This is a genomic window from Nocardia sp. NPDC046763, from assembly GCF_040645495.1.
Classification (GTDB): Bacteria; Actinomycetota; Actinomycetes; order Mycobacteriales; family Mycobacteriaceae; genus Nocardia.
Genome location: NZ_JBEYYI010000045.1, coordinates 13102 through 33171, shown reverse-complemented (window position 1 = coordinate 33171; position 20070 = coordinate 13102). Strand labels below are relative to the sequence as shown.

The window sequence follows — 20070 nt, the reverse complement described above, 5'->3', positions numbered from 1 at the left end:
CAGGTGGCCGAAGGACCGGGGAACGCAGACGCAGCGGTCGATACGACTCGGCGGGATCGGCCGGCGGGACACGAGGGCGCCCGGGACGCCGGCATCGCCTTCGGCATCGGGGCGTATTTCATCTGGGGACTGTTTCCAGCGTTCTTCGGACTGCTGTCCTTCGCGAGCGCGGGGGAGGTGCTGGCCGAGCGGATCCTCTGGACGCTGGTGGTCTCGCTGCTGGTGATGACGCTCGCCGGGCGGCTGGGGGAGCTGCGGCGAATCGATGCGCGGACCTGGCGGTTGGCGGCCGTGGCGTCGGCGGCGATCTCGATGAACTGGGGCGCGTACGTCTACGGCGTGATCTCGCATCACGTGGTGGAGTGTGCGCTGGGGTATTTCATCAATCCGCTGGTGACGGTGGCATTCGGTGTCATCGTCTTCCGGGAGCGGCTGCGGGCTCCGCAGTGGGTCGCGCTGGGGCTGGGCGCCACGGCGGTGATCGTGCTGACCATCGATTACGGTCGGCCCCCGTGGATCGCGTTGATCCTGGCCTGTTCCTTCGCTACCTATGGGCTGGTCAAGAAGGTGATTCGGCTCGACGCGCTACCCGGCTTGGCGGCAGAGGGATTGGCGGCCGCGCCGTTCGCGCTGATCGCGGTGATCGTGATCGCGGCGACCGGCAACGCGACCTTCGGTTCCTCGGTTCCGCATACGGGATTGCTCATGCTGACCGGCCCGGTCACCCTCGTGCCACTGGTGTTCTTCGCGCTGGCGGCTCCCCGAGTGCCGTTGTCCACCATGGGAATTCTGCAGTACCTCACGCCCGGACTGCAGCTGGCCTGGGGGGTGGCGGTGGGGCACGAGCCCATGCCCGCGTCCCGCTGGGCGGGGTTCGCGCTGATCTGGCTGGCACTGGTCATCTTCACCGTCGACGCCCTGCGCCGCTCCCGCCGCACGGTGGTCGCCGTCCCGGAATAGCGCGAAACCGCGCACCCCTCAATCGATGTGCGGTTTCATGTGGGCCGGTCAGGGTTTGCGAGCGCCCCGGGCCTTCTCCACGAACTCGTTGGTGCAGGTCACATCGAAGTCGATGCGGTCCTGCGTCGGTGCGACATTGCGCGAGTACTGGCCGAGAATGCGCAGGATGTTCTGCGCGCCTTCGGGTTTCATCAAGCCGTCGCCGCACCGCGGGCGACTGGACGCCGAGCCGCCCCGACTTTTGGGGGCCACTGCGCGCTGTGACGGTTTGCACAGGGCGCTTGGCGAAATCGGCGGCGGGTGGTTACCGTCGAGGGCGTGGCGATGCTCCTGTCGGCCGACTTGTACCGGTCCAGGGTCGGGATCGTCACGAACACAGGAGAATTCCTATCACTATCCAGTTCAACCACACCATTGTCGCGTGCAACGACAATCGGGTCTCCGCCGAATTCTGGGCGGACATCCTCGGGGTGGAGGTGGGCAAGCCGTACGGTCCGTTCATTCCAATTACCGTCGGGAACGGCGTCACCTTCGATTTCGCCAATCTGCCACCGGGTTTCGAGGGCGAGCCGCAACCGCAGCATTACGCCTTCCTGGTTTCCGAGGACGAATTCGACGCGGCCTACGACAAGATCAAGCGGTACGGCCTGACCTTCTGGGCCGATCCGCGTCAGCAGGGCGTCAACGAGATCAACCACAATGACGGCGGCCGGGGAATCTATTTCCTCGACCCCGTCGGGCACTACATGGAACTGATCACCGTCCCGTACGGCGGCTGGCCGCAGTAGCTCGCACGCGGATCACCGCGGTAACTGCTCACACGGCTACCGCGGTGCCCAATGCGAGTGCGACCCAGGGCTTCGGCCCCTGCTGGTAATACAGATCGATTTCGCGGATTTCGAAGCCCGCGGTCTCGATCAACCCGCGAATATCGCGGTCGAGGTGGCAGCCACCGGCCAGCGCCTTTTGCATCGGGTTGAACCGGTGCTGCCATTTCTGGACACCGGGATCCGGTGCGAGACCGTGCTCGACGAAATGAAAAGTGCCGCCGGGCGCCAACACCCGGCGCACCTCGGCGAGCGCGGCCTCGACATCCGGGATGGTGCACAGCGTCCACGTCGACAGCGCGGAATCGAAGCTGTCGTCCTCGAACGGCAGCGCCTGCCCGTCCAGGCCTGCGCGTTCCACCGGAACCGTCGCCGCCGCCAGCCGTCCGGCGGCCAGCCGCCACCCCAGGTCAGCGGGTTCGACGGCGCTCACCGATGTCACCGAGCCGGGGTAGAACGGCACATTGCGCCCGGATCCGAACCCGATCTCGACCACCCGCCCGTGCAGCCCGGCGCAGACCCGCTGCCGCTCGGGGTTCATCTGCTTCGAACCACAGCACAGGTCGACCAGCCTGGGCAGCACCCGATCTTCGTAGATTCCCACGACACCACTCTGGCAACCGGATCGCACGCACGCCACTACTTCGGGCGATGTGTACGAATCGGTCAGTGTGCGGTGGGGAATCGCTGCGTCAGCCAATCCGTCACGAAGGTCAGCACCTGCGGATCGATCGTCGTCTCGATCTTGGCGTACTCGTCGGGCGTGCCCTTGCCGGCGGGCTGCATGAGGTGATTGAGCCCGTCGAAGACGTGCACGGTCGCATCCGGATCGGCGGCCAGCAGCGTGCGCGCCGGGCCCTCGTTCTGGGCCGCGGGCACCTGGAGATCCTTGCTGCCGTAGAAGGCCAGCACCGGCACCCGCAGCGCCGACAGCGCCGGGGCCGGGTCGTAGCCGACCAGCGCCGCCATGTACGGCGTCACCAGTCTGTCGATTTCCGCGTCGGACAGCTTCTTGTCGGCGGGCAGGCTGTCGTTGTGCTGTCGCACAAAGGTCTTGGCGGCCTCCGGATCCCCGGAGCGCAGCAGGGTCGACAGGGTGGAGTTGAACGCCACCTGCTGATCGACCTGCTCCGCGGTGGCCCCTTGCGCGGTGAGGATCAGACGACTCTGTTCCACCAGCACATCCGAGCCCGGCACCGCTGGCCCCGCCATCATGATCACGAACGCCACCCCGCTGTCCGGCCGCATGGTGTACAGCGGCGCGAGATACCCGCCCTCGCTGTGCCCGAGCAGCCCGATCCGCTTGGCATCGATCTCTGGACGCCCGTGCAGGAAGGCCATTCCGGCGCCGATGTCGTCGGTCAGATCCCGGTAGCTCGAGGTGTCCAGGTGCCCGCCGGTCTTGCCGACGCCGCGCTTGTCGGTGCGCAGCACCGCGTACCCCGCACGGGTCAGGGTGTCGGCCAGCAGCAGGAACGGCTTGTGGCCCAGCAGCTCCTCATTGCGGTCGTTGGCTCCGCTGCCATTGATCAGCACGACCGTCGGGAACGGCCCGCCGACGTTCGGCTCGGTGAGCGTCCCGGCGATGGTGATGTTCCCGCTGGGGAAGCTGACATCCTCGGACTTGTACGGGAACGGCGGCTTCGGCTCCTGCGGCCGCGGCGGGCCCTCGACCTTGCCGCGCGTCAGGTTCAGCGGAAACGTCCTACCGGACTGGCTGAACTGTCCTTGGATGCTGTCGGCGCCCTTGTCGTACTTGCCCTGGAACGACGGGTTGCCCGGAATCTTGGTGATGGTCCAGGCCACGCCGCCGGCATCGTTCTTCACCCCGCTCAACGGCGCGGCATCGATACCCTGGGCCGGAATGTCGATGGTGGCCTTGTCCGTGCCGGTGAAGCTGACCCCGACGGCCAGCGGATGGTCGGGTATCTCGATGTTCCCGTGCCAGTCCCCGGTCACGCCGACGGTCGCGGCCTCCTGCTTCGACGACGAACACCCGGTCAGCGCCAGCACGATCACGAGCAGCACCACCGGAACCAACGACCATGCCCTCCGCATGGCCACAGCGTACGCAGCCCCCGCCCGTACACCCGGGAACTCGCCTTGATCTCGGTAGAGCTCGCTCCGATAACGCCGGTGTCACTACCCGGACACCCGGAATAACCACTGGACCAACGGGAATAACTCTCGCCACGTCTTCATTGCCGGTGTCACCCGGCGCTCGTACCGTGGAATTCGTGAGCAATGACGCTTCCCCGCCGGGTCTCATGGACCTGCCGGCCACGGTGGGCGGCTACGCGGCCGTCGAATTCGGTCCGCTGGTGCGCGCTTTCGCGCGGATGGTCGGTGGTCAGCCGGGTGCGGGGGGCGCGCTCACGGTGCACCTGCGCGGGGAACCGCTGGTCGAGATCTGGATCGGGGATGCCGCGCCGCGCCGGCCCTGGGACGCCGACACCGGCGCCATCGTCTTCTCCGCCACCAAAGGCATTGCGGCCACGGTCATCCATCGGCTCGCCGATCGCGGCCTCATCGACTACGACGCGCCGGTCGCCCACTACTGGCCGGAATTCGCCGCCAACGGCAAGGGGCGGATCACGGTGCGGCAGGTGCTGTCCCACCGCGCCGGGCTGTACGGGCTGCCCGAGATCGCCCGCGGTCTGGACGACGTGCTCGACCACCGCATGATGGAGGACCACCTGGCCGCCGCCAAACCCGATCATCTGCTGGGCATTCCGGCCTATCACGCCCTCACCTTCGGCTGGCTGCTGGCCGGCCTGGCGCGCGCGGTCACCGGCCGCGGCATGGCCGAGCTGTTCCGCACCGAAGTCGCCGAACCGCTGGGCACCGAGGGCATTCACCTGGGCAGCCCGCCGCCCGGGTCGACCACCAGCGCCGCCCTGCTGCACGGCAACAAGCTGTCCGCGGTCGGCACCAACTATGTCTCGCTGGTACTGGGCCGCGCCTACTCGCTGCCCGGTCCGCTCGGGGCGGTCGCCCGCGCGCTGTTCCTGCCCGGTCTGGATCAGCTGCTGGAGGGCGACGATCCGCCCATCCTGCGCACCGAACTGGGTGCGGGCAACGGCGTCTGCACCGCGACCGGCCTGGCCACCGTCTACGCCGCGCTCGCCAACGGGGGCATGCACCAGGGCCGCCGCTTCCTCTCGCCCGAAACCATCAGGGCCATGCGGCAGGTGGAGACGTTCCGGCTCGACCGCGCGTTGTTCTACATCCCGATGATGTGGCACATGGGCTATCACTCGCTGCCCGTCCCGGGAGCCCACGCGGGCTTCGGGCACATCGGTCTGGGTGGATCGTTCGGCTGGGCCGAACCCCGCCTGGGACTGTCGGTCGGATTCGTCCACAATCGGCTCGGCATCGGGTCGATGAGCCTGGACCAACTCGCGTCGGCATGGGTGCTGCCGCTGGTGGTGCGGGGCGCCCACGCGGCGCGCCGCACCACTACCCCCGCCGTGCCCGCCGCCGCTTCGGTCGCCTAGTCGCGGGCCGCTCCACGTGACGTCGAACACGACACGCGGAGCCCGCCACGCCGATTCGAGTGATCGCCGCCGCGTGCCTTCGGAACTCGTCGGTGGGGCCGCATAGTATGTCCGGGTGTCAGCCTCGTCGGGATCATTTGTCCATCTCCACAACCACACCGAGTACTCGATGCTCGACGGCGCGGCGAAGATCACGCCCTTGTTCAAAGAGGCGACACGGCTCGGGATGACCGCCGTCGGCATGTCCGACCACGGCAATATGTACGGCGCCTCGGAGTTCTACAACTCCGCCAAGAAGCAGGGCATCAAGCCGATCATCGGCATCGAGGCGTACATCGCGCCGGAGTCCCGGTTCAACACCAAGCGTGTGCTGTGGGGCGACCCGTCGCAGAAGAGCGATGACGTCTCGGGTTCGGGTTCCTACACCCACATGACCATGGTCGCCGAGAACGCGACGGGTCTGCGCAACCTGTTCAAACTGTCGAGTCTGGCCTCCATCGAAGGTCAGCTCGGCAAGTGGGCGCGCATGGACGCCGACATCATCGCCGAGCATGCCGAGGGCATCATCGCCACCACCGGTTGCCCCTCGGGCGAGGTGCAGACCCGGCTGCGCCTGGGCCACGAACGCGAGGCCCTCGAAGCGGCCGCCAAGTGGCAGGAGATCTTCGGGCCGGAGAACTTCTTCCTCGAGATCATGGACCACGGGCTGTCCATCGAACGCCGGGTGCGCGAGGGCCTGCTGGATGTCGGCAAGAAGCTGGGCATTCCGCCGCTGGCCACCAACGACTGCCACTACGTGCACGAGCACGACGCGTCCAATCACGAAGCGCTGCTGTGTATTCAGACCGGCAAGACGCTCTCGGACCCGACCCGCTTCAAGTTCGACGGCTCCGGCTACTACCTCAAGTCCGCCGAGGAGATGCGCGCCATCTGGGACGCGGAAGTCCCCGGCGCGTGCGACAACACGGTGCGGATCGGCGAGCGCGTCCAGTCCTACGACGACGTCTGGGCCCACCGCGACCGGATGCCGATCTTCCCGGTGCCCGAGGGCCACACCCAGGCCACCTGGCTCGAGCACGAGGTCATGGTCGGCCTGGACCGGCGCTTCCCGAGCGGGCCGCCGGAGGAGTACATCTCGCGCGCCAAGTACGAGCTCGGCGTCATCAACGAAATGGGCTTCCCCGCTTACTTTCTCGTCGTCGGTGACCTGATCACCTACGCGCGCTCGGTCGGCATCAATGTCGGCCCGGGCCGTGGTTCGGCGGCCGGTTCGCTGGTCGCCTACGCCATGGGCATCACGAACATCGACCCGATTCCGCACGGTCTGCTGTTCGAGCGCTTCCTCAACCCCGAGCGCGTCTCGATGCCCGATATCGATATCGACTTCGACGATCGCCGTCGCGGTGAAATGGTCCGCTACGCCACCGACAAGTGGGGCAGTGACCGGGTCGCCCAGGTGATCACCTTCGGTACGATTAAAACCAAAGCGGCGCTGAAGGACTCGGCCCGCGTGCAGTTCGGCCAGCCGGGCTTCGCCATCGCGGACCAGATCTCCAAGGCGCTGCCGCCGCCGATCATGGCCAAGGACATTCCGCTCTCCGGCATCATGGATCCCGAGCACGAGCGGTACAAAGAGGCCGCCGAGGTCCGCGAGCTCATCAACACCAACCCGGACGTCAACAAGATCTACGAGACCGCACGTGGTCTCGAGGGCCTGATCCGCAACGCCGGCGTGCACGCCTGCGCGGTCATCATGTCGTCCGAACCGCTCACCGACGCGATCCCGGTCTGGAAGCGCGCGCAGGACGGCGCCATCATCACCGGCTGGGACTACCCGTCGTGTGAGGCCATCGGCCTGCTGAAGATGGACTTCCTGGGTCTGCGCAACCTCACTGTCATCGGTGACGCGCTGGTCAATATCAAGGCCAACCGCGGCATCGAACTCGACCTCGACACGCTGCCCCTGGAAGACCCGGCCACCTACGAACTGCTCGCGCGCGGTGACACCCTCGGCGTGTTCCAGCTCGATGGTGGCGCCATGCGAGATCTGCTGCGCCGCATGATCCCCACCGGCTTCGAGGACATCGTCGCCGTGCTCGCGCTCTACCGCCCCGGTCCCATGGGCATGAACGCGCACAACGACTACGCCGACCGCAAGAACGGGCGGCAAGAGGTCAAGCCCATCCACCCGGAGCTCGAAGAGCCCCTGAAGGACATTCTGCGCGATACCTACGGCCTGATCGTGTATCAGGAGCAGATCATGCAGATCGCGCAGAAGGTGGCCGGCTACTCCCTCGGCCGAGCCGACATTCTGCGCCGCGCCATGGGTAAGAAGAAGGCCGAAGTCCTCGAGGCCGAATTCGAGGGCTTCGAAAAGGGCATGCTGGAGAACGGTTTCACCAAGCCCGCCATCAAGGCGCTGTGGGACACGATTCTCCCGTTCGCCGGTTACGCGTTCAACAAGTCGCACGCCGCCGGCTACGGCCTGGTCTCCTTCTGGACCGCGTACCTGAAGGCCAACTATCCCGCCGAGTACATGGCCGGTCTGCTCACCTCCGTCGGTGACGACAAGGACAAGGCCGCCGTCTATCTGGCCGACTGCCGCCGCCTGGGCATCCAGGTGCTGCCGCCCGACGTCAACGAGTCCGAACTCGAATTCGCCTCCGTGGGCAACGACATTCGCTTCGGCATGGGCGCGGTCCGCAATGTCGGTGCGAACGTGGTGGCCTCGATCATCGCGGCGCGCAAGGAGAAGTCGAAGTTCACCGACTTCTCCGACTACCTGAACAAGATCGACGCTATCGCCTGCACCAAGAAGGTCACCGAATCCCTCATCAAGGCAGGCGCTTTCGACTCGCTCGGGCATCCCCGCAAGGGCCTGCTGCTGGTGCACTCCGATGCCATCGACGCGGTCATGTCGACCAAGAAGGCCGAGGCCATCGGTCAGTTCGACCTCTTCGGCGGCCTCGACGACGGCGACGAGTCCATTGCCAGCGTCTTCAATGTGAAGGTCCCCGACGAGGAATGGGAGACCAAGCACAAGCTCGCCCTGGAGCGGGAAATGCTGGGCCTCTACGTGTCCGGACACCCGCTCAACGGCGTCGAGCACGTTCTCGCGGCCCAGTCCGACACCCAGATCCCCGCCATTCTCGAAGGCGATATCAAGGACGGCGCGCAGGTCACCATCGGCGGCATCTTCGCCAATGTCACCCGCCGCGTGAACAAGAACGGCTTGCCCTGGGCGTCGGCCCAGCTCGAGGACCTCACCGGTGGCATCGAGGTGCTGTTCTTCCCGCAGTCCTACTCCGTCTACGGCATGGACGTCACCGAGGACGCCATCGTCCTGGTCAAGGCCCGCGTCAGCGCCCGCGACGATCGCGTCTCCCTGATCGCCAACGACCTTGTGGTGCCGGACCTTTCGTCCATCGGCGTGGACAAGCCACTGTCGGTGGTCATCCCCACCCGCCTGTGCACCCCCGACAAGATCGGCGAGCTCAAGCGGGTGCTGTCCCGGCATCCGGGCACCGCGAACGTGCACATCAAGCACGTCGGCTCCCGGGATCGCACCACCATGCTGAAGGTGGCCGACAACCTGCGGGTCTCACCCTCCTCGGCCCTCATGGGCGACCTGAAGGCCCTTCTCGGCCCGGGCTGCCTCGGCGTGGCCTGATCTCGATACCGCCGTCGCATCGTGTGCCCCTCGCCTCGCCGAGGGGCACACGTGTTGTCACAGCCCGGTGAGCTGATGGGGAAACCGCATGAATCGGTCGAAGGGTACGGGGCCGAACGGCCCGAATCAGCGGAAGTTGCGCGTCCCGCCGATGATCCAGCGCAGCGTCGCGATCACCGTCGCGCCGAGCACCGCGGCCTGCGCCGATCCGGTGATCAGGGCGAGCGTCAGGCAGGCCACCACACCGGCGAACAAGGCTTCCAGCTTGTAGACCGGCCACGCCGTCCCGGCGATGTCCACGGAAGCGTGCGAGCGAAGCCGCTCGGTGTCCGTAGGGTGAACCACTGCCATACGGTAAGGGTAGACGTTGACCCAAAGTTCGGGCAACCGAAACCTCTGTCGGGAACAACACAGGAACGCGTGTGGTTGGCCAGTTCATGCCACTTATCGGAGAGTACGAACCCAGCCCGTCCGACTGGTCACGAGAGCAGGCCGAGCAGTACGAGAACTCCGGGGGCGCGGAGGCCAACCTCCTGCGCGGTGTGCCGATCATCCTGCTGACCACCCGCGGCAACAAGTCCGGCAAGCTCCGCAAGACCCCGCTCATGCGGATCGAGCACGACGGCGCGTACGCGGTGGTCGCCTCTCTGGGCGGCGCGCCCAAGCACCCGGTCTGGTACTGGAACGTCAAGGCCGATCCGCATGTGGAACTGCGCGACCGCGACGTGGTCAAGGACTACGACGCCCGCGAGGTCACCGGCGACGAGAAGACCCTCTGGTGGAAGCGGGCCGTCGAGGTGTGGCCCGACTACGCCGAATACCAGAAGAAGACCGACCGCGAGATCCCGCTGTTCGTCCTCGCCCCGCGCCCCTGAGCGCCGTCCGCCGTATCGCCGGGAAGCACGGCGGCCGGTGAGAGAAGGTCCCGGTTCGATGTGACCGGGACCTTTTCGTGGCGCTGCCGCAGGCCCGTTACATGCTCCCAGCTAGCATGTTCGGGTGTCTGATCCGCTTGTTGTTGCCGAGAAAGTGTCCGGTTCGCTGCCCGAATTGACGGCGGACGAGATCGATGCGGCCGCGAAGCGAATTTCGGAGATTATCGAGCCGACGCCGCTACAACGGATTCCGCGGCTGTCGGCGCTGGCCGGGGCCGAGGTCTACCTCAAGCGGGAGGACCTCACCGCCGTCCGCTCCTACAAGCTGCGCGGCGCCTACAACCTCATGGTGCAGCTGACCGCCGCCGAGAAGGCCGCGGGCGTGGTCACCGCCAGCGCCGGAAACCACGCGCAGGGGGTGGCTTTCGCGTGTAAGGCCATGGGCGTCACGGGTCGCATCTACGTGCCCACCACCACCCCGAAGCAGAAGCGCGACAGAATCCGCGTCCACGGCGGCGAATTCGTGGAACTCATCGCCATCGGCGACACCTTCGACGCGGCCGCCGCGGCCGCCGCCGACGATGTGAAGCGCACCGGGGCGACCATGGTCCCGCCCTTCGACGATCCGCGCACCGCGGCCGGGCAGGGCACCATCGCCGCCGAATTCCTCGAGCAGCTCGGCCGCGAGCCCGATCTGGTCGTGGTTCCGGTGGGCGGCGGTGGCTGCCTGGCGGGTATCGCCACCTATCTGCGGGAACGGTCGCCGCACTCCGCGATTCTCGCGGTGGAGCCGACGGGCGCGGCGTCCATGACGGCCGCGCTGGTGGCCGGCGGCCCGGTGACCCTGCCCGAGATCGACCCGTTCGTGGACGGCGCCGCTGTGCGCCGGGTCGGCGCGGTCGGTTACCAGGCGGTGGTGCGCTTCGGCGGCCAGGTTCGCTCGCACGCCTCGCTGCCCCTGCTGACCAGTACTGAAACCGGTTCGGGCGCAGGCTCTTTCCGCATGATTCACGTGGACGAGGGCGCCATCTGCACCGCCATGTTGGAGCTGTACCAGAACGAGGGCATCGTCGCCGAGCCGGCGGGCGCGCTCGCGTCGGCGGCGCTGCGCGAGGTCGAGATCGAGCCGGGTTCGACGGTGGTGGTGCTCCTCTCGGGCGGCAACAACGATGTCTCCCGCTACGGCGAGGTCATCGAGCGGTCGCTGGTGCATCAGGGCCTGAAACACTATTTCCTGGTGGACTTCCCGCAGGAGCCCGGCGCGCTGCGCCGCTTCCTGGACGAGGTCCTGGGTCCCGATGACGACATCACCGTGTTCGAGTACGTCAAGCGCAACAACCGCGAAACCGGCGCCGCCCTGGTCGGTATCGAACTGGGCACCCCGGAGGGCCTGGGACCGCTGCTCGAGCGGATGGACAAGGCGCCGATCCAGTGTGAGCGGCTGGATCCGAACTCGCCCGCCTACCGGTATCTGACCTGACCGGCGGCCCGTGTGATCCGACCCCTCGTTCGGATCACACGGGTCCGGTTGCCCCGGTGGGGCATTCAGGCGTGCAGGAGGTATCCCGCCGCCGAGCTGTGAATGATCCGCGGCCGGCCGAGCTTGCGGTCCAGGCGGGTGATCACCTCGTCCACGCCCACGGTCGAGGCGGAATCACCGCAGAAGGCGGCGATCTCGGCCGGGGTGACGAGGGTTCCGGCGCGCGCGGCTAGCAGTTCCAGCGCGCAGAATTCGCGGGTGGTCATGGTCAGCAGGATTCCGCGGCGGCGCACCCGGCGACGTAATCGGTCCACCACCAGATCCCCGATCGTGAGCACCGGCGAGTGCGGCGAGCGCCGCGGCGAGCACAGCGCCCGCACCCGCGCGGCGAGCTCGCCCAGCGAGAACGGCTTGGCCAGATAGTCGTCCGCGCCGCCCGCGTAGCCCTCGTTGCGATCGGCGGGGCTGTCGCGCGCGGTGATCAACAATGCGGGTGTGTGATCCCCCGATTCCCGTTGCCGCCGTACGAGTTCCAGTCCGTCGCCGTCTGGTAGCCCGCGATCCACGATGAGGCAGTCGTAGATCCGCACCCCGCACTGCTCGGCGGCGTCGGTGAGATTGCGGGCCAGATCGACGATGAATCCGGCCGCCCGCAGTCCGTCCGCGACCCGCTCGCCCAGCCGCTCGTCGTCCTCGCATACCAGGACACATACGCTGCGGGCGCTCACTCCTTCGTCGGACATGCCGCCACGGTGCCACAGGGATCGTGAACGAATCGTGAGCGATCGCGGCGCGAGCGCGGGGCGTCGACCCTGCGGGTAGAGGTACCTGTGAGGCGCGCGCCGGGATTAACGACCGCGTGGTGGCAGCGCGATAATCGGGTAGTTCACTACGCGTGAAACCGAACGGTCAGGACGGGAGGCTGACGTTCATGAAAAGGCTGGTCGTGTGTTGTGACGGCACCTGGAAGGCCGAGTCGAGCTCGACGGTGTCGAACATCGTGAAGATTGCGGAAGCGGTCAAGCTGACCGGGACGGACAGGGAGGGGAAGTCCGTCGGTCAGCGCATCAACTACGTCTCGGGCCCGGGCTCGCGCGGCTTCATGTCCGACAAGTTGCTGGGCGGCGCGTTCGGGCTGGGCCTGGAGGCCAATCTGTCGGCCGCCTACTGGCAGCTGGCCCTGAACTGGGAGCCCGGGGACGAGATCTACATCTTCGGCTTCAGCCGCGGCGCGTACACCGCCCGCAGCCTGGCGGGGATGATCAACCGGCTCGGAATCCTGACCTACGAGGCCATCATCGGGGGCCGATACCCGCAGGCGCTGGAGATCTACAAGACCCGCAAGAAGAACCCGGACGAACCCGATCCGCCGGAGTGGGCGGCCTTCCGCGCCGCGAACTGCCACCCCGAGAGGCCGGTCATCAATTTCCTCGGCGTCTTCGACACCGTGGGCGCGATGGGCGTCCCGGGCCTCACATCGCGGCTGCACAGCTTCCACGATGTGCGGCTCTCGCGCATCGTGCTGTGCGCGCGGCAGGCGCTGGCCATCGACGAGCGGCGGCGCGCCTTCGCGCCCTGCCTGTGGGAGATTCCCGACGATCAGCGCGATCTCTACAACCGTCCCGACCGAGTGAAACAGGTCTGGTTCGAGGGCGTGCACAGCGATATCGGCGGCGGCTACGCCGACTGCGGGCTGTCCGACATCACCCTGCGCTGGATGATCGCCGAGGCCGAGGCCGAGGGACTGGCCTTCGATCACGACCGCCTCGGCACCCTGCTCAGCAGTTGCCCGTTCGACGCCCTGCACCTGCATGATTCGCTGAGCCTGGGCTTCCGGGTACTGAACTACGCCCGTCTGACGACCAGCCTGCGCAGCCCGCGCTTCTACTGGGATTCGTGGCGCAAGCTGCTGCAGCCCGAGGACCAGCACAGCTTCCTGGCCGCCACCGTCCCGGACCGGAAGGGCTACCGCCCGGCCAATATTCACCGCTGGTGCGAGCATCGGGGTGGTCCGGTGCCGCCGGATCTCATCGAGCCCATCGACCAGGCGCCGCGCGCCCACCGGTGACGACCAGGGCGGCGGTCCGGAAAGATCCGCCGCCCGACCGGCCGGTCGCTCAGCGCACCAGCAGGGCCACCGGTAGCCGGGCGAACAGCTTCTCCAGCCGCGCGCGCCCGGAGAAGGTATGGCCGGTGAGCCGGTCGGTCCAGTGTCCCTGCGGCAGATCCAGCACCGTGTCGGCCCAGCCGCCCGCCTCGTCCAGCCGGATGCTGTGCCGGGTGACGGCCACGATCACCTCGGGGGTCTCCCCGGTGCGGCCGCGGGCGTAGGAGAGCAGGTGCTGGGCGCGGTCGCCGGCCGCGAACAGCGGGATGTAGGCGCCGCCGACGAAGCAGTCGGGGCGTTCGCGGCGCAGCCACAGCGCGTACGCCACGATCCACATCTTGACCGCGCCCGTCGGGTCGAGATCCGGTGTGCCGGTGAGGGATTGCAGCAGCAGGGAACGGTGGGTGAAGTCCACCGGGCGGCGATTGTCGGGATCGACGAGCGAGTCCTCCCACAGTTCGCAGCCCTGGTAGATGTCCGGGATGCCGGGGCCGCACAGTTGCAGCAGCTTCTGCGCCAGCGCGTCGGTCCAGGCGTGGCCGGCCAGGTCGGCCACGAACTCACCCAGTTCGGCGCCGACGGGTCCGTCGATGACGGTGTCGATCCAGCGGTGCACCGCCGTCTCGAACTCGACATCCGGTTCCTCCCAGGAGGATTGGGTGCCGGCCTCGCGAACCGCCTTCTCCGCGAACTGATGCAGCCGCTCGCGCAGCCCGGGCACCGCCGCGGCCGGGCGGCCGTCGGCGGGCCACACCCCGAACATGTTCTGCAGCAGGAACAGTGTGGTCGCGCCGTCGGGTCCGGGCGCGATCTCCTCCCAGGTGCTGACCGAGCGCGCCCAGATGTCGGGCACCTGCGAGAGCATGCCGATGCGGGCGCGCACATCCTCGCCGCGCTTGGTGTCGTGGGTGGACAGCGCGGTCATGGTGGCCGGCCAGCGTTGCGCGCGTTCGGCATTGGCGAGGTGGAACTCGATGGGCGAGCAGCCGAAGCGGGCCGGGTCCGCGCCCATCTCCTGCAGCGACACCAGCCGCGCGGCGCGGTAGAACATGGTGTCCTCCACGGCTTTCGCGCTCATCGCCCCGCCCACCTGATGGAAGCGGGTGGCGGCCTCGCCGCCGGTGGCCAGCGCGGTCACCAGCACCTGCAGCGGCGCGGTCAGCTCGGCATTGCGCCGCGCCACCTCGGCGACGACGGCCCCGACCATGCCCGCCAGCGGTGCGTAGTCGGTGCGGTAGACCGGCATGAACGACAGCACCTCGATGACGGCATTGGTGAGCGCCATGGTGTCGAAGGCGTCGGCGCGGGCGTCACGCTTGACCGCGGCGACCAGCCGCCGCACCTCGGGCACCAGCATGGTCTCGGCGACGGCGCGGCGAATCCGGTGTTCCTGCTCGGTGAACCAGGCTCGGTCGCTGCCGTGCCCGGTGAACTGCCGCGACAGGTCTGTGAGCTGTTTCTCGCCGTCCGGGTCGATGAGCACGCCGCCGATGTCGGCGAGGGAGTCGTAGCCGGTGGTGCCGTCGATGGGCAGGGTGGCGTCGAGCGGTTCACGATTGGAGAGCACCTTCTCCACCAGCAGCAGCCGTTGCGGCCCGATGAGCTGGCGCAGCCGCCGCAGGTACTCGGCGGGCTGGGCCAGTCCGTCGGGATGATCCACGCGCACACCGTCGATGAGGTCGTGCTCGCACCAGGCGGCCAGTTCCCGATGGGTGACCTCGAAGACCGCCGGTTCCTCCTGCCGGATTGCGGCCAGCCCGCCCACGGTGAAGTAGCGGCGGTATCCGCACAGCCCCGACTTCCAGTTGACCAGGCGGTAGTGCTGCTTGTCGTGAATGCGCAGCGCGTTCTCGCCGTCGGTGCCGGGCGCGATGGGGAAGCGCAGATCGTGCAGTGCCAGCATGGGTTCGGGCCCGGAGCGGTCCACGGTCAGCGCCGCCGGGTCGTTCTCCCCGGCCAGGACCGGAAGCGCGATGCGCCCGCCCGCGCCGTTGCCCGGCGTCCAGTCGATATCGAACCAGGTGGCGTACTTGGACTTCTTGCCCTGCCGCAGCACATCCCACCACCACTGGTTCTGTCGCGGATCGGCCACCGCCACATGGTTGGGCACCAGATCCACGATGAGTCCCATACCGCGGCTGCGCACTTCGTCGGCGAGGGCCTTGAGCCCGGTCGGCCCGCCCAGCCCGGCCGACACCGTGGTCGGATCGGTGACGTCGTAGCCGTGGGTGGAGCCGCGCGTCGCGGTCATGACGGGCGACAGGTACAGATGCGAGATGCCCAGCTGCTGCAGGTATTCGGCGATGGCGCGCGCGTCGGTGAAGGTGAGCGCGTCGGGTCGCAGCTGCAGGCGGTAGGTGCTGCGCACGGGCGTCTGCCGGGCGATGGGTCCGGTGAGGTGTTCGGGCGAGCTGGTCATGGCGGTATCGATCATGCCGTACGGCGCAGCACGAGTAGACAGCGTGCGGGCACTTGCACCGTTGCGGCAGCGGAGAAGACGGTGTCGGCGGCGGGGCGGCCGGTGGGCGTGGCGCAGTCCAGGGCGACCGACCAGGCATTACCGTGCCGGGCGTCGGGGAGGGCGAAGCCCAGGGCTTGGTCGTGAGCGTTGAAGCACAGCAGGAACGAGTCGTCGGCGATGCGTTCCCCGCGCGGGCCCGGCTCGTTGATGCCGTCGCCATTGAGGAACACCGCCAGCGAGCGGGCGAAGCCGGTCTCCCAGTGGGCGTCGGTCATGGCCGCGCCGCCGGGGGTGAACCAGGCGATATCGCCCAGGTCTTCGGGATCGGGCGCCGGATCGAAGAAGCGGCGCCGCCGGAACACCGGGTGCGCGGCGCGCAGCGCGACCGCGCGCCTGGTGAATTCGAGCAGATCGGCATTGGTGTCCATGAACGTCCAGTCCATCCACGACAGCGGAGAATCCTGACAGTAGACATTGTTGTTGCCGCGCTGGGTGCGGCCGAATTCGTCGCCGTGCAACAACATCGGGGTGCCCTGCGACAGCATCAGGGTGGCGAGCAGATTACGGGATTGCCGCGCGCGCAGGGCCAGGATCTCCGGATCCTCGGTCGGGCCCTCGACGCCGCAGTTCCAGGAGCGGTTGTAGTTCTCGCCGTCGTGATTGCCCTCGCCATTGGCGTCGTTGTGTTTCTCGTTGTAGGACACCAGATCCGCCAGCGTGAATCCGTCGTGCGCGGTCACGAAATTGATGCTGGCGCTGGGCCGGCGGCCGGTGGCCTCGTACAGATCCGAGGATCCGGTGAGCCGGGAGGCGAACTCGCCCAGCGTCGCCGGCTGCCCGCGCCAGTAATCCCGCACGGTGTCACGGTATTTGCCGTTCCATTCGGTCCAGGCCACCGGGAAATTGCCGACCTGATATCCGCCCTCGCCCACATCCCAGGGTTCGGCGATGAGCTTCACCTGGCTCACCACGGGATCCTGGTGCACCAGGTCGAAGAAGGTGGAAAGCCGGTCCACATCGTGCAATTCGCGGGCCAGGGTGGCGGCCAGGTCGAAGCGGAATCCGTCCACGCGCATGTCGAGGATCCAGTAGCGCAGCGAATCCATGATCAGCTGGAGGGCGTGCGGGTGGCGCATGTTGAAGCTGTTTCCGGTGCCCGTGTAATCCATGTAATGCTGCGGATCATCGTCCACCAGGCGGTAATACGCGGCATTGTCGATGCCGCGGAAGCTGATGGTCGGCCCGAATTCATTGCCCTCGGCGGTGTGGTTGTAGACCACGTCGAGGATCACCTCGATGCCGGCGGCGTGGAAGGCGCGCACCATGGTCTTGAATTCGGTGACCGCGGCGGCGGGGGAGGAGCCCGCCGCATAGCCCCGATGCGGCGCGAAATAGCCGAAGCTGTTGTAGCCCCAGTAATTCCGCAGTCCCCGGTCCAGCAGAATGCGGTCGTCGAGGAACTGGTGCACGGGCATGAGCTCCACAGTCGTCACGCCCAGCCCCCGCAGGTGCTCGAGGATCGCCGGATGCGCCATGCCCGCGAAGGTGCCGCGCAGTTCCGGCGGCACCTCCGGATGCGTGACGGTCATGCCCTTCACGTGCGCCTCGTAGATGACGGTCTCGTGGTACGGCCGTTTCGGCGAGCGATCGTCGGCCCAGTCGAAGTACGGGTTGACGACCACCCCGGTCATGGTGTGCCCGAGCGAGTTCTGCCCGAAGTTGTAGGGCGCGATGGCGGTTCCGAAATCGCCCTCGAACGCTTTGCCGTACGGGTCCAGCAGCAGTTTGCTGGGATCGCAGCGCAGCCCGCGCTTCGGATCGAAGCCCCCGTGCACCCGGAAACCGTACCGATGTCCGGGCCCGACGCCGGGCAGATAGGCGTGCCAGACATAGCCGTCCACCTCGTCGAGCGGCACCCGGGTCTCGCGGTGGTCCGCGTCGATCAGGCACAGCTCCACCCGGCGGGCCACCTCGGAGAACACCGAGAAGTTCGTCCCGGCGCCGTCGTAGGTCGCGCCCAGCGGGTAGGCGGTCCCCGGCCAGACACCGAGCGCGGTGGTGCCTGGAGTTGCGGGAGCCATGATCCAGACCCTAGCGGGCCGGATCGTCCTCCCGACCGAGTCCCCGCCAGGTCTGCCCGACCGGATCCCTGATCTGGTCCCGGGTGCGCTGGTCCGGCATCGTGCCGGTGGACGCCGGGGTTCGTGGTAACTTGAACGCCGTTCAAGCCCGCTCCTCGAAGGACTTCTCGTGGCATCGACCGAGCCTGTTGCGGCACTGACCGAGCCCGTCGGGGCGCCCTCCGGCGAGATCACCGCGATCGACGCCGCCCACGTGTGGCATCCCTACGGCGGCTTCCCGGCCACCACCGCGCCGCTGGTGGTCGCCTCCGCGTCGGGCACCCGGCTCACCCTGGCCGACGGCCGGGAACTGGTGGACGGCATGAGCTCCTGGTGGGCTGCCGTACACGGGTATCAGCACCCGGTGCTGGACGCCGCCCTGCTGGCGCAGTCACGGAAGATGAGTCACGTCATGTTCGGCGGCCTCACCCACGAGCCGGCGGCGCGGCTGTCGCAGCTGCTGGTCGAGCTCACGCCCGAGGGCCTGGACAAGGTCTTCCTCTGCGACTCCGGCTCGGTGTCGGTGGAGGTCGCGGTGAAGATGTGCCTGCAGTACCAGCGGGCGCTGGGGCGGCCGGAGAAGCACCGGTTGATGACCTGGCGTGGCGGCTACCACGGCGACACCTTCACCCCCATGAGTGTCTGTGATCCCGAGGGCGGCATGCACTCGCTGTGGACCGATGTCCTGGTCCCGCAGGTCTTCGTGAGCCCGCCGCCGGAAGCCTATGAGCCGCTGTACGTCTCGGAGCTGGAGCGGACTCTCGCCGCGCACGCGCACGAATTGGCAGCGGTCATCGTGGAACCCGTGGTGCAGGGCGCGGGCGGCATGCGCTTCCATGATCCGCGCTACCTGGCCGATCTGCGCCGACTGTGCGACGAGCACGGTGTCCTGTTGGTGTTCGACGAGATCGCCACCGGATTCGGCCGCACCGGAACGCTTTTCGCCGCCGAGCAAGCGGATGTCCGGCCCGACGTCATGTGCGTGGGCAAGGCCATCACCGGCGGCTACATGAGCTTGGCCGCCGCGCTGTGCACCACCGAGATCGCCGAAACCATCAGCCGCTCGCACGGCGGGCTCATGCACGGCCCGACCTTCATGGGCAATCCCCTGGCGTGCGCGGTCGCGGTGGCCTCGATCGAACTGCTGCTCTCGCGCGACTGGCAGAGCGAGGTCCGCGAGATCCAGGCCGGGCTCGCCGAGGGCCTGGCCCCCGCGCGTGATCTCCCGGCCGTCGCCGACGTCCGCACTCTCGGCGCGATCGGCGTCATCGAACTGAACCATCCCGTGGACATGCGCAAAACCACCCACGCCGCAGTCGAATCCGGTGTCTGGCTCCGCCCGTTCCGCAATCTCATCTACTGCATGCCGCCATTCATCAGCACCCGCGACGACGTCCGCCGCATCTCCGCCGCCATGTGCGCCGCCGCAGCCGTCTGACCATCAATTTCGCGCTGGCCTGACTCACCGCTACGGAACCAACACCGTGGTCTTCGCCTCCAACGCGCTCTACCCGGTGGACCTCATGCCGACGTGGCTGCGGGTCGTCAGTCACGTCAACCCGCTCAGTTACGAGGTGGACGCGCTGCGTGGCCTGCTGATCGGCACACAGGCCGACCTCTGGCTGGACTTCGGTGTACTGGCCGGGGCCGCCACCCTCGGCGTCGCCACCGCGTCGGCCCTGCTGGGCCGGCTGGTCCGGTAGGCCGACGCGGTCTCGGCTACCGGTGTGGTGCCGTGTCGGCTCGCGCGGTGCGAGCCGTCAACGGTTGGCCCGTCTTTCGCGTACCTTGTCTGAATTGTCACTGTCTGACAGGACTTCCCAGACCTTGAATACGCAGTGATAGTCGTCTGACCAGCCACGGGCGATCAGCATGAAGGTGTCGCCGTCTCGCAGGATGGTGCGGCGGCTGATCAACTTCGGATGATCGGGTTGGAATTTCGAGACGAGGTCCGGGACTTTCGCGAGGGCTTGTTCGCGGGTTCCCACCACCTCTGTGAGGATCTTCGGACTCCAGGTTTTGCTGTCGCCGAAGCCGGTCGTCTGCTCGACCACTATTGCCCATCGTGGCATC

General features: G+C 67.7%; 16 protein-coding genes and 1 pseudogene. 9 read left to right on the top strand and 8 right to left on the bottom strand.

What is annotated here, in order from left to right; genetic code table 11:
* Positions 1-93 precede the first annotated feature (93 nt).
* Positions 94-960 (top strand): EamA family transporter RarD, encoded by an 867-nt coding sequence (gene rarD, locus ABZ909_RS41090; protein WP_357011399.1) that lies wholly within the window; start codon positions 94-96, stop codon positions 958-960.
* Positions 961-1008: 48 nt separating this feature from the next.
* On the opposite strand, the gene ABZ909_RS41085 is transcribed toward rarD, so the two are convergent.
* Positions 1009-1155, bottom strand: coding sequence for a hypothetical protein (locus ABZ909_RS41085; RefSeq protein ID WP_357011374.1), 147 nt, complete (start codon positions 1153-1155; stop codon positions 1009-1011).
* 194 nt (positions 1156-1349) lie between these two features.
* On the opposite strand from ABZ909_RS41085, the gene ABZ909_RS41080 reads away from it, so the two are divergent.
* Positions 1350-1748: a VOC family protein gene (locus ABZ909_RS41080; protein ID WP_357011397.1), complete on the top strand. Its 399-nt coding sequence runs from the start codon at positions 1350-1352 to the stop codon at positions 1746-1748.
* Positions 1749-1776: 28 nt separating this feature from the next.
* On the opposite strand, the gene ABZ909_RS41075 is transcribed toward ABZ909_RS41080, so the two are convergent.
* Entirely contained in the window at positions 1777-2391 is a 615-nt protein-coding gene (locus ABZ909_RS41075; protein WP_357011372.1) for a methyltransferase domain-containing protein, read from the bottom strand.
* Between the two features lie 62 nt (positions 2392-2453).
* On the bottom strand, positions 2454-3845 hold the full coding sequence (locus ABZ909_RS41070; RefSeq protein ID WP_357011370.1) for an alpha/beta hydrolase: 1392 nt from the start codon (positions 3843-3845) through the stop codon (positions 2454-2456).
* Positions 3846-4024: 179 nt separating this feature from the next.
* Between ABZ909_RS41070 and ABZ909_RS41065 the strand changes: the two genes are divergently transcribed.
* Together ABZ909_RS41065 and dnaE are read left to right on the top strand one after the other, a co-directional pair.
* On the top strand, positions 4025-5284 hold the full coding sequence (locus ABZ909_RS41065) for a serine hydrolase domain-containing protein (protein WP_357011368.1): 1260 nt from the start codon (positions 4025-4027) through the stop codon (positions 5282-5284).
* 115 nt (positions 5285-5399) lie between these two features.
* Positions 5400-8954 (top strand): DNA polymerase III subunit alpha, encoded by a 3555-nt coding sequence (gene dnaE, locus ABZ909_RS41060; protein WP_357011367.1) that lies wholly within the window; start codon positions 5400-5402, stop codon positions 8952-8954.
* Between the two features lie 126 nt (positions 8955-9080).
* On the opposite strand, the gene ABZ909_RS41055 is transcribed toward dnaE, so the two are convergent.
* Complete coding sequence (locus ABZ909_RS41055) at positions 9081-9305, bottom strand: hypothetical protein (protein WP_357011365.1); 225 nt, start codon at positions 9303-9305, stop codon at positions 9081-9083.
* 86 nt (positions 9306-9391) lie between these two features.
* Between ABZ909_RS41055 and ABZ909_RS41050 the strand changes: the two genes are divergently transcribed.
* Positions 9392-9829 (top strand): nitroreductase family deazaflavin-dependent oxidoreductase, encoded by a 438-nt coding sequence (locus ABZ909_RS41050; RefSeq protein WP_357011363.1) that lies wholly within the window; start codon positions 9392-9394, stop codon positions 9827-9829.
* A gap of 124 nt (positions 9830-9953) precedes the next feature.
* Entirely contained in the window at positions 9954-11309 is a 1356-nt protein-coding gene (gene ilvA, locus ABZ909_RS41045) for a threonine ammonia-lyase IlvA (RefSeq protein ID WP_357011361.1), read from the top strand.
* Positions 11310-11374: 65 nt separating this feature from the next.
* Here ilvA and ABZ909_RS41040 read toward each other — a convergent pair whose 3' ends face one another.
* A complete protein-coding gene (locus tag ABZ909_RS41040) occupies positions 11375-12052 on the bottom strand; it encodes a response regulator (RefSeq protein ID WP_357011359.1) in 678 nt (225 codons plus the stop codon).
* A 188-nt stretch (positions 12053-12240) separates the two neighbouring features.
* Here ABZ909_RS41040 and ABZ909_RS41035 point away from each other — a divergent pair, with 188 nt between their 5' ends.
* Complete coding sequence (locus ABZ909_RS41035) at positions 12241-13377, top strand: DUF2235 domain-containing protein (RefSeq protein WP_357011357.1); 1137 nt, start codon at positions 12241-12243, stop codon at positions 13375-13377.
* A gap of 49 nt (positions 13378-13426) precedes the next feature.
* Here the strand turns inward: ABZ909_RS41035 and treY are convergent, their stop codons facing one another.
* Both treY and glgX read right to left on the bottom strand, forming a co-directional pair.
* Complete coding sequence (gene treY, locus ABZ909_RS41030; protein ID WP_357011355.1) at positions 13427-15835, bottom strand: malto-oligosyltrehalose synthase; 2409 nt, start codon at positions 15833-15835, stop codon at positions 13427-13429.
* Positions 15836-15846: 11 nt separating this feature from the next.
* Complete coding sequence (glgX, locus tag ABZ909_RS41025) at positions 15847-17958, bottom strand: glycogen debranching protein GlgX (RefSeq protein WP_357011353.1); 2112 nt, start codon at positions 17956-17958, stop codon at positions 15847-15849.
* A 169-nt stretch (positions 17959-18127) separates the two neighbouring features.
* Between glgX and ABZ909_RS41020 the strand changes: the two genes are divergently transcribed.
* Both ABZ909_RS41020 and ABZ909_RS41015 read left to right on the top strand, forming a co-directional pair.
* Positions 18128-19435 (top strand): adenosylmethionine--8-amino-7-oxononanoate transaminase, encoded by a 1308-nt coding sequence (locus ABZ909_RS41020; RefSeq protein ID WP_357011351.1) that lies wholly within the window; start codon positions 18128-18130, stop codon positions 19433-19435.
* Positions 19436-19481: 46 nt separating this feature from the next.
* Positions 19482-19700, top strand: a pseudogene (locus ABZ909_RS41015) (ABC transporter permease); the annotation flags it as partial.
* Positions 19701-19757: 57 nt separating this feature from the next.
* Here ABZ909_RS41015 and ABZ909_RS41010 read toward each other — a convergent pair.
* On the bottom strand, positions 19758-20051 hold the full coding sequence (locus ABZ909_RS41010) for a hypothetical protein (RefSeq protein ID WP_354842875.1): 294 nt from the start codon (positions 20049-20051) through the stop codon (positions 19758-19760).
* Positions 20052-20070: the final 19 nt, after the last annotated feature.

Bases quoted from the DNA above. Each gene is read 5' to 3' on its own strand.
- ABZ909_RS41070 (WP_357011370.1), bottom strand. From the start codon at position 3,845: ATGCGGAGGGCATGGTCGTTGGTTCCGGTGGTGCTGCTCGTGATCGTG.
- ABZ909_RS41055 (WP_357011365.1), bottom strand. From the start codon at position 9,305: ATGGCAGTGGTTCACCCTACGGACACCGAGCGGCTTCGCTCGCACGCT.
- ABZ909_RS41050 (WP_357011363.1), top strand. From the start codon at position 9,392: ATGCCACTTATCGGAGAGTACGAACCCAGCCCGTCCGACTGGTCACGA.
- ABZ909_RS41040 (WP_357011359.1), bottom strand. From the start codon at position 12,052: ATGTCCGACGAAGGAGTGAGCGCCCGCAGCGTATGTGTCCTGGTATGC.
- ABZ909_RS41035 (WP_357011357.1), top strand. From the start codon at position 12,241: ATGAAAAGGCTGGTCGTGTGTTGTGACGGCACCTGGAAGGCCGAGTCG.
- treY (WP_357011355.1), bottom strand. From the start codon at position 15,835: ATGACCAGCTCGCCCGAACACCTCACCGGACCCATCGCCCGGCAGACG.
- glgX (WP_357011353.1), bottom strand. From the start codon at position 17,958: ATGGCTCCCGCAACTCCAGGCACCACCGCGCTCGGTGTCTGGCCGGGG.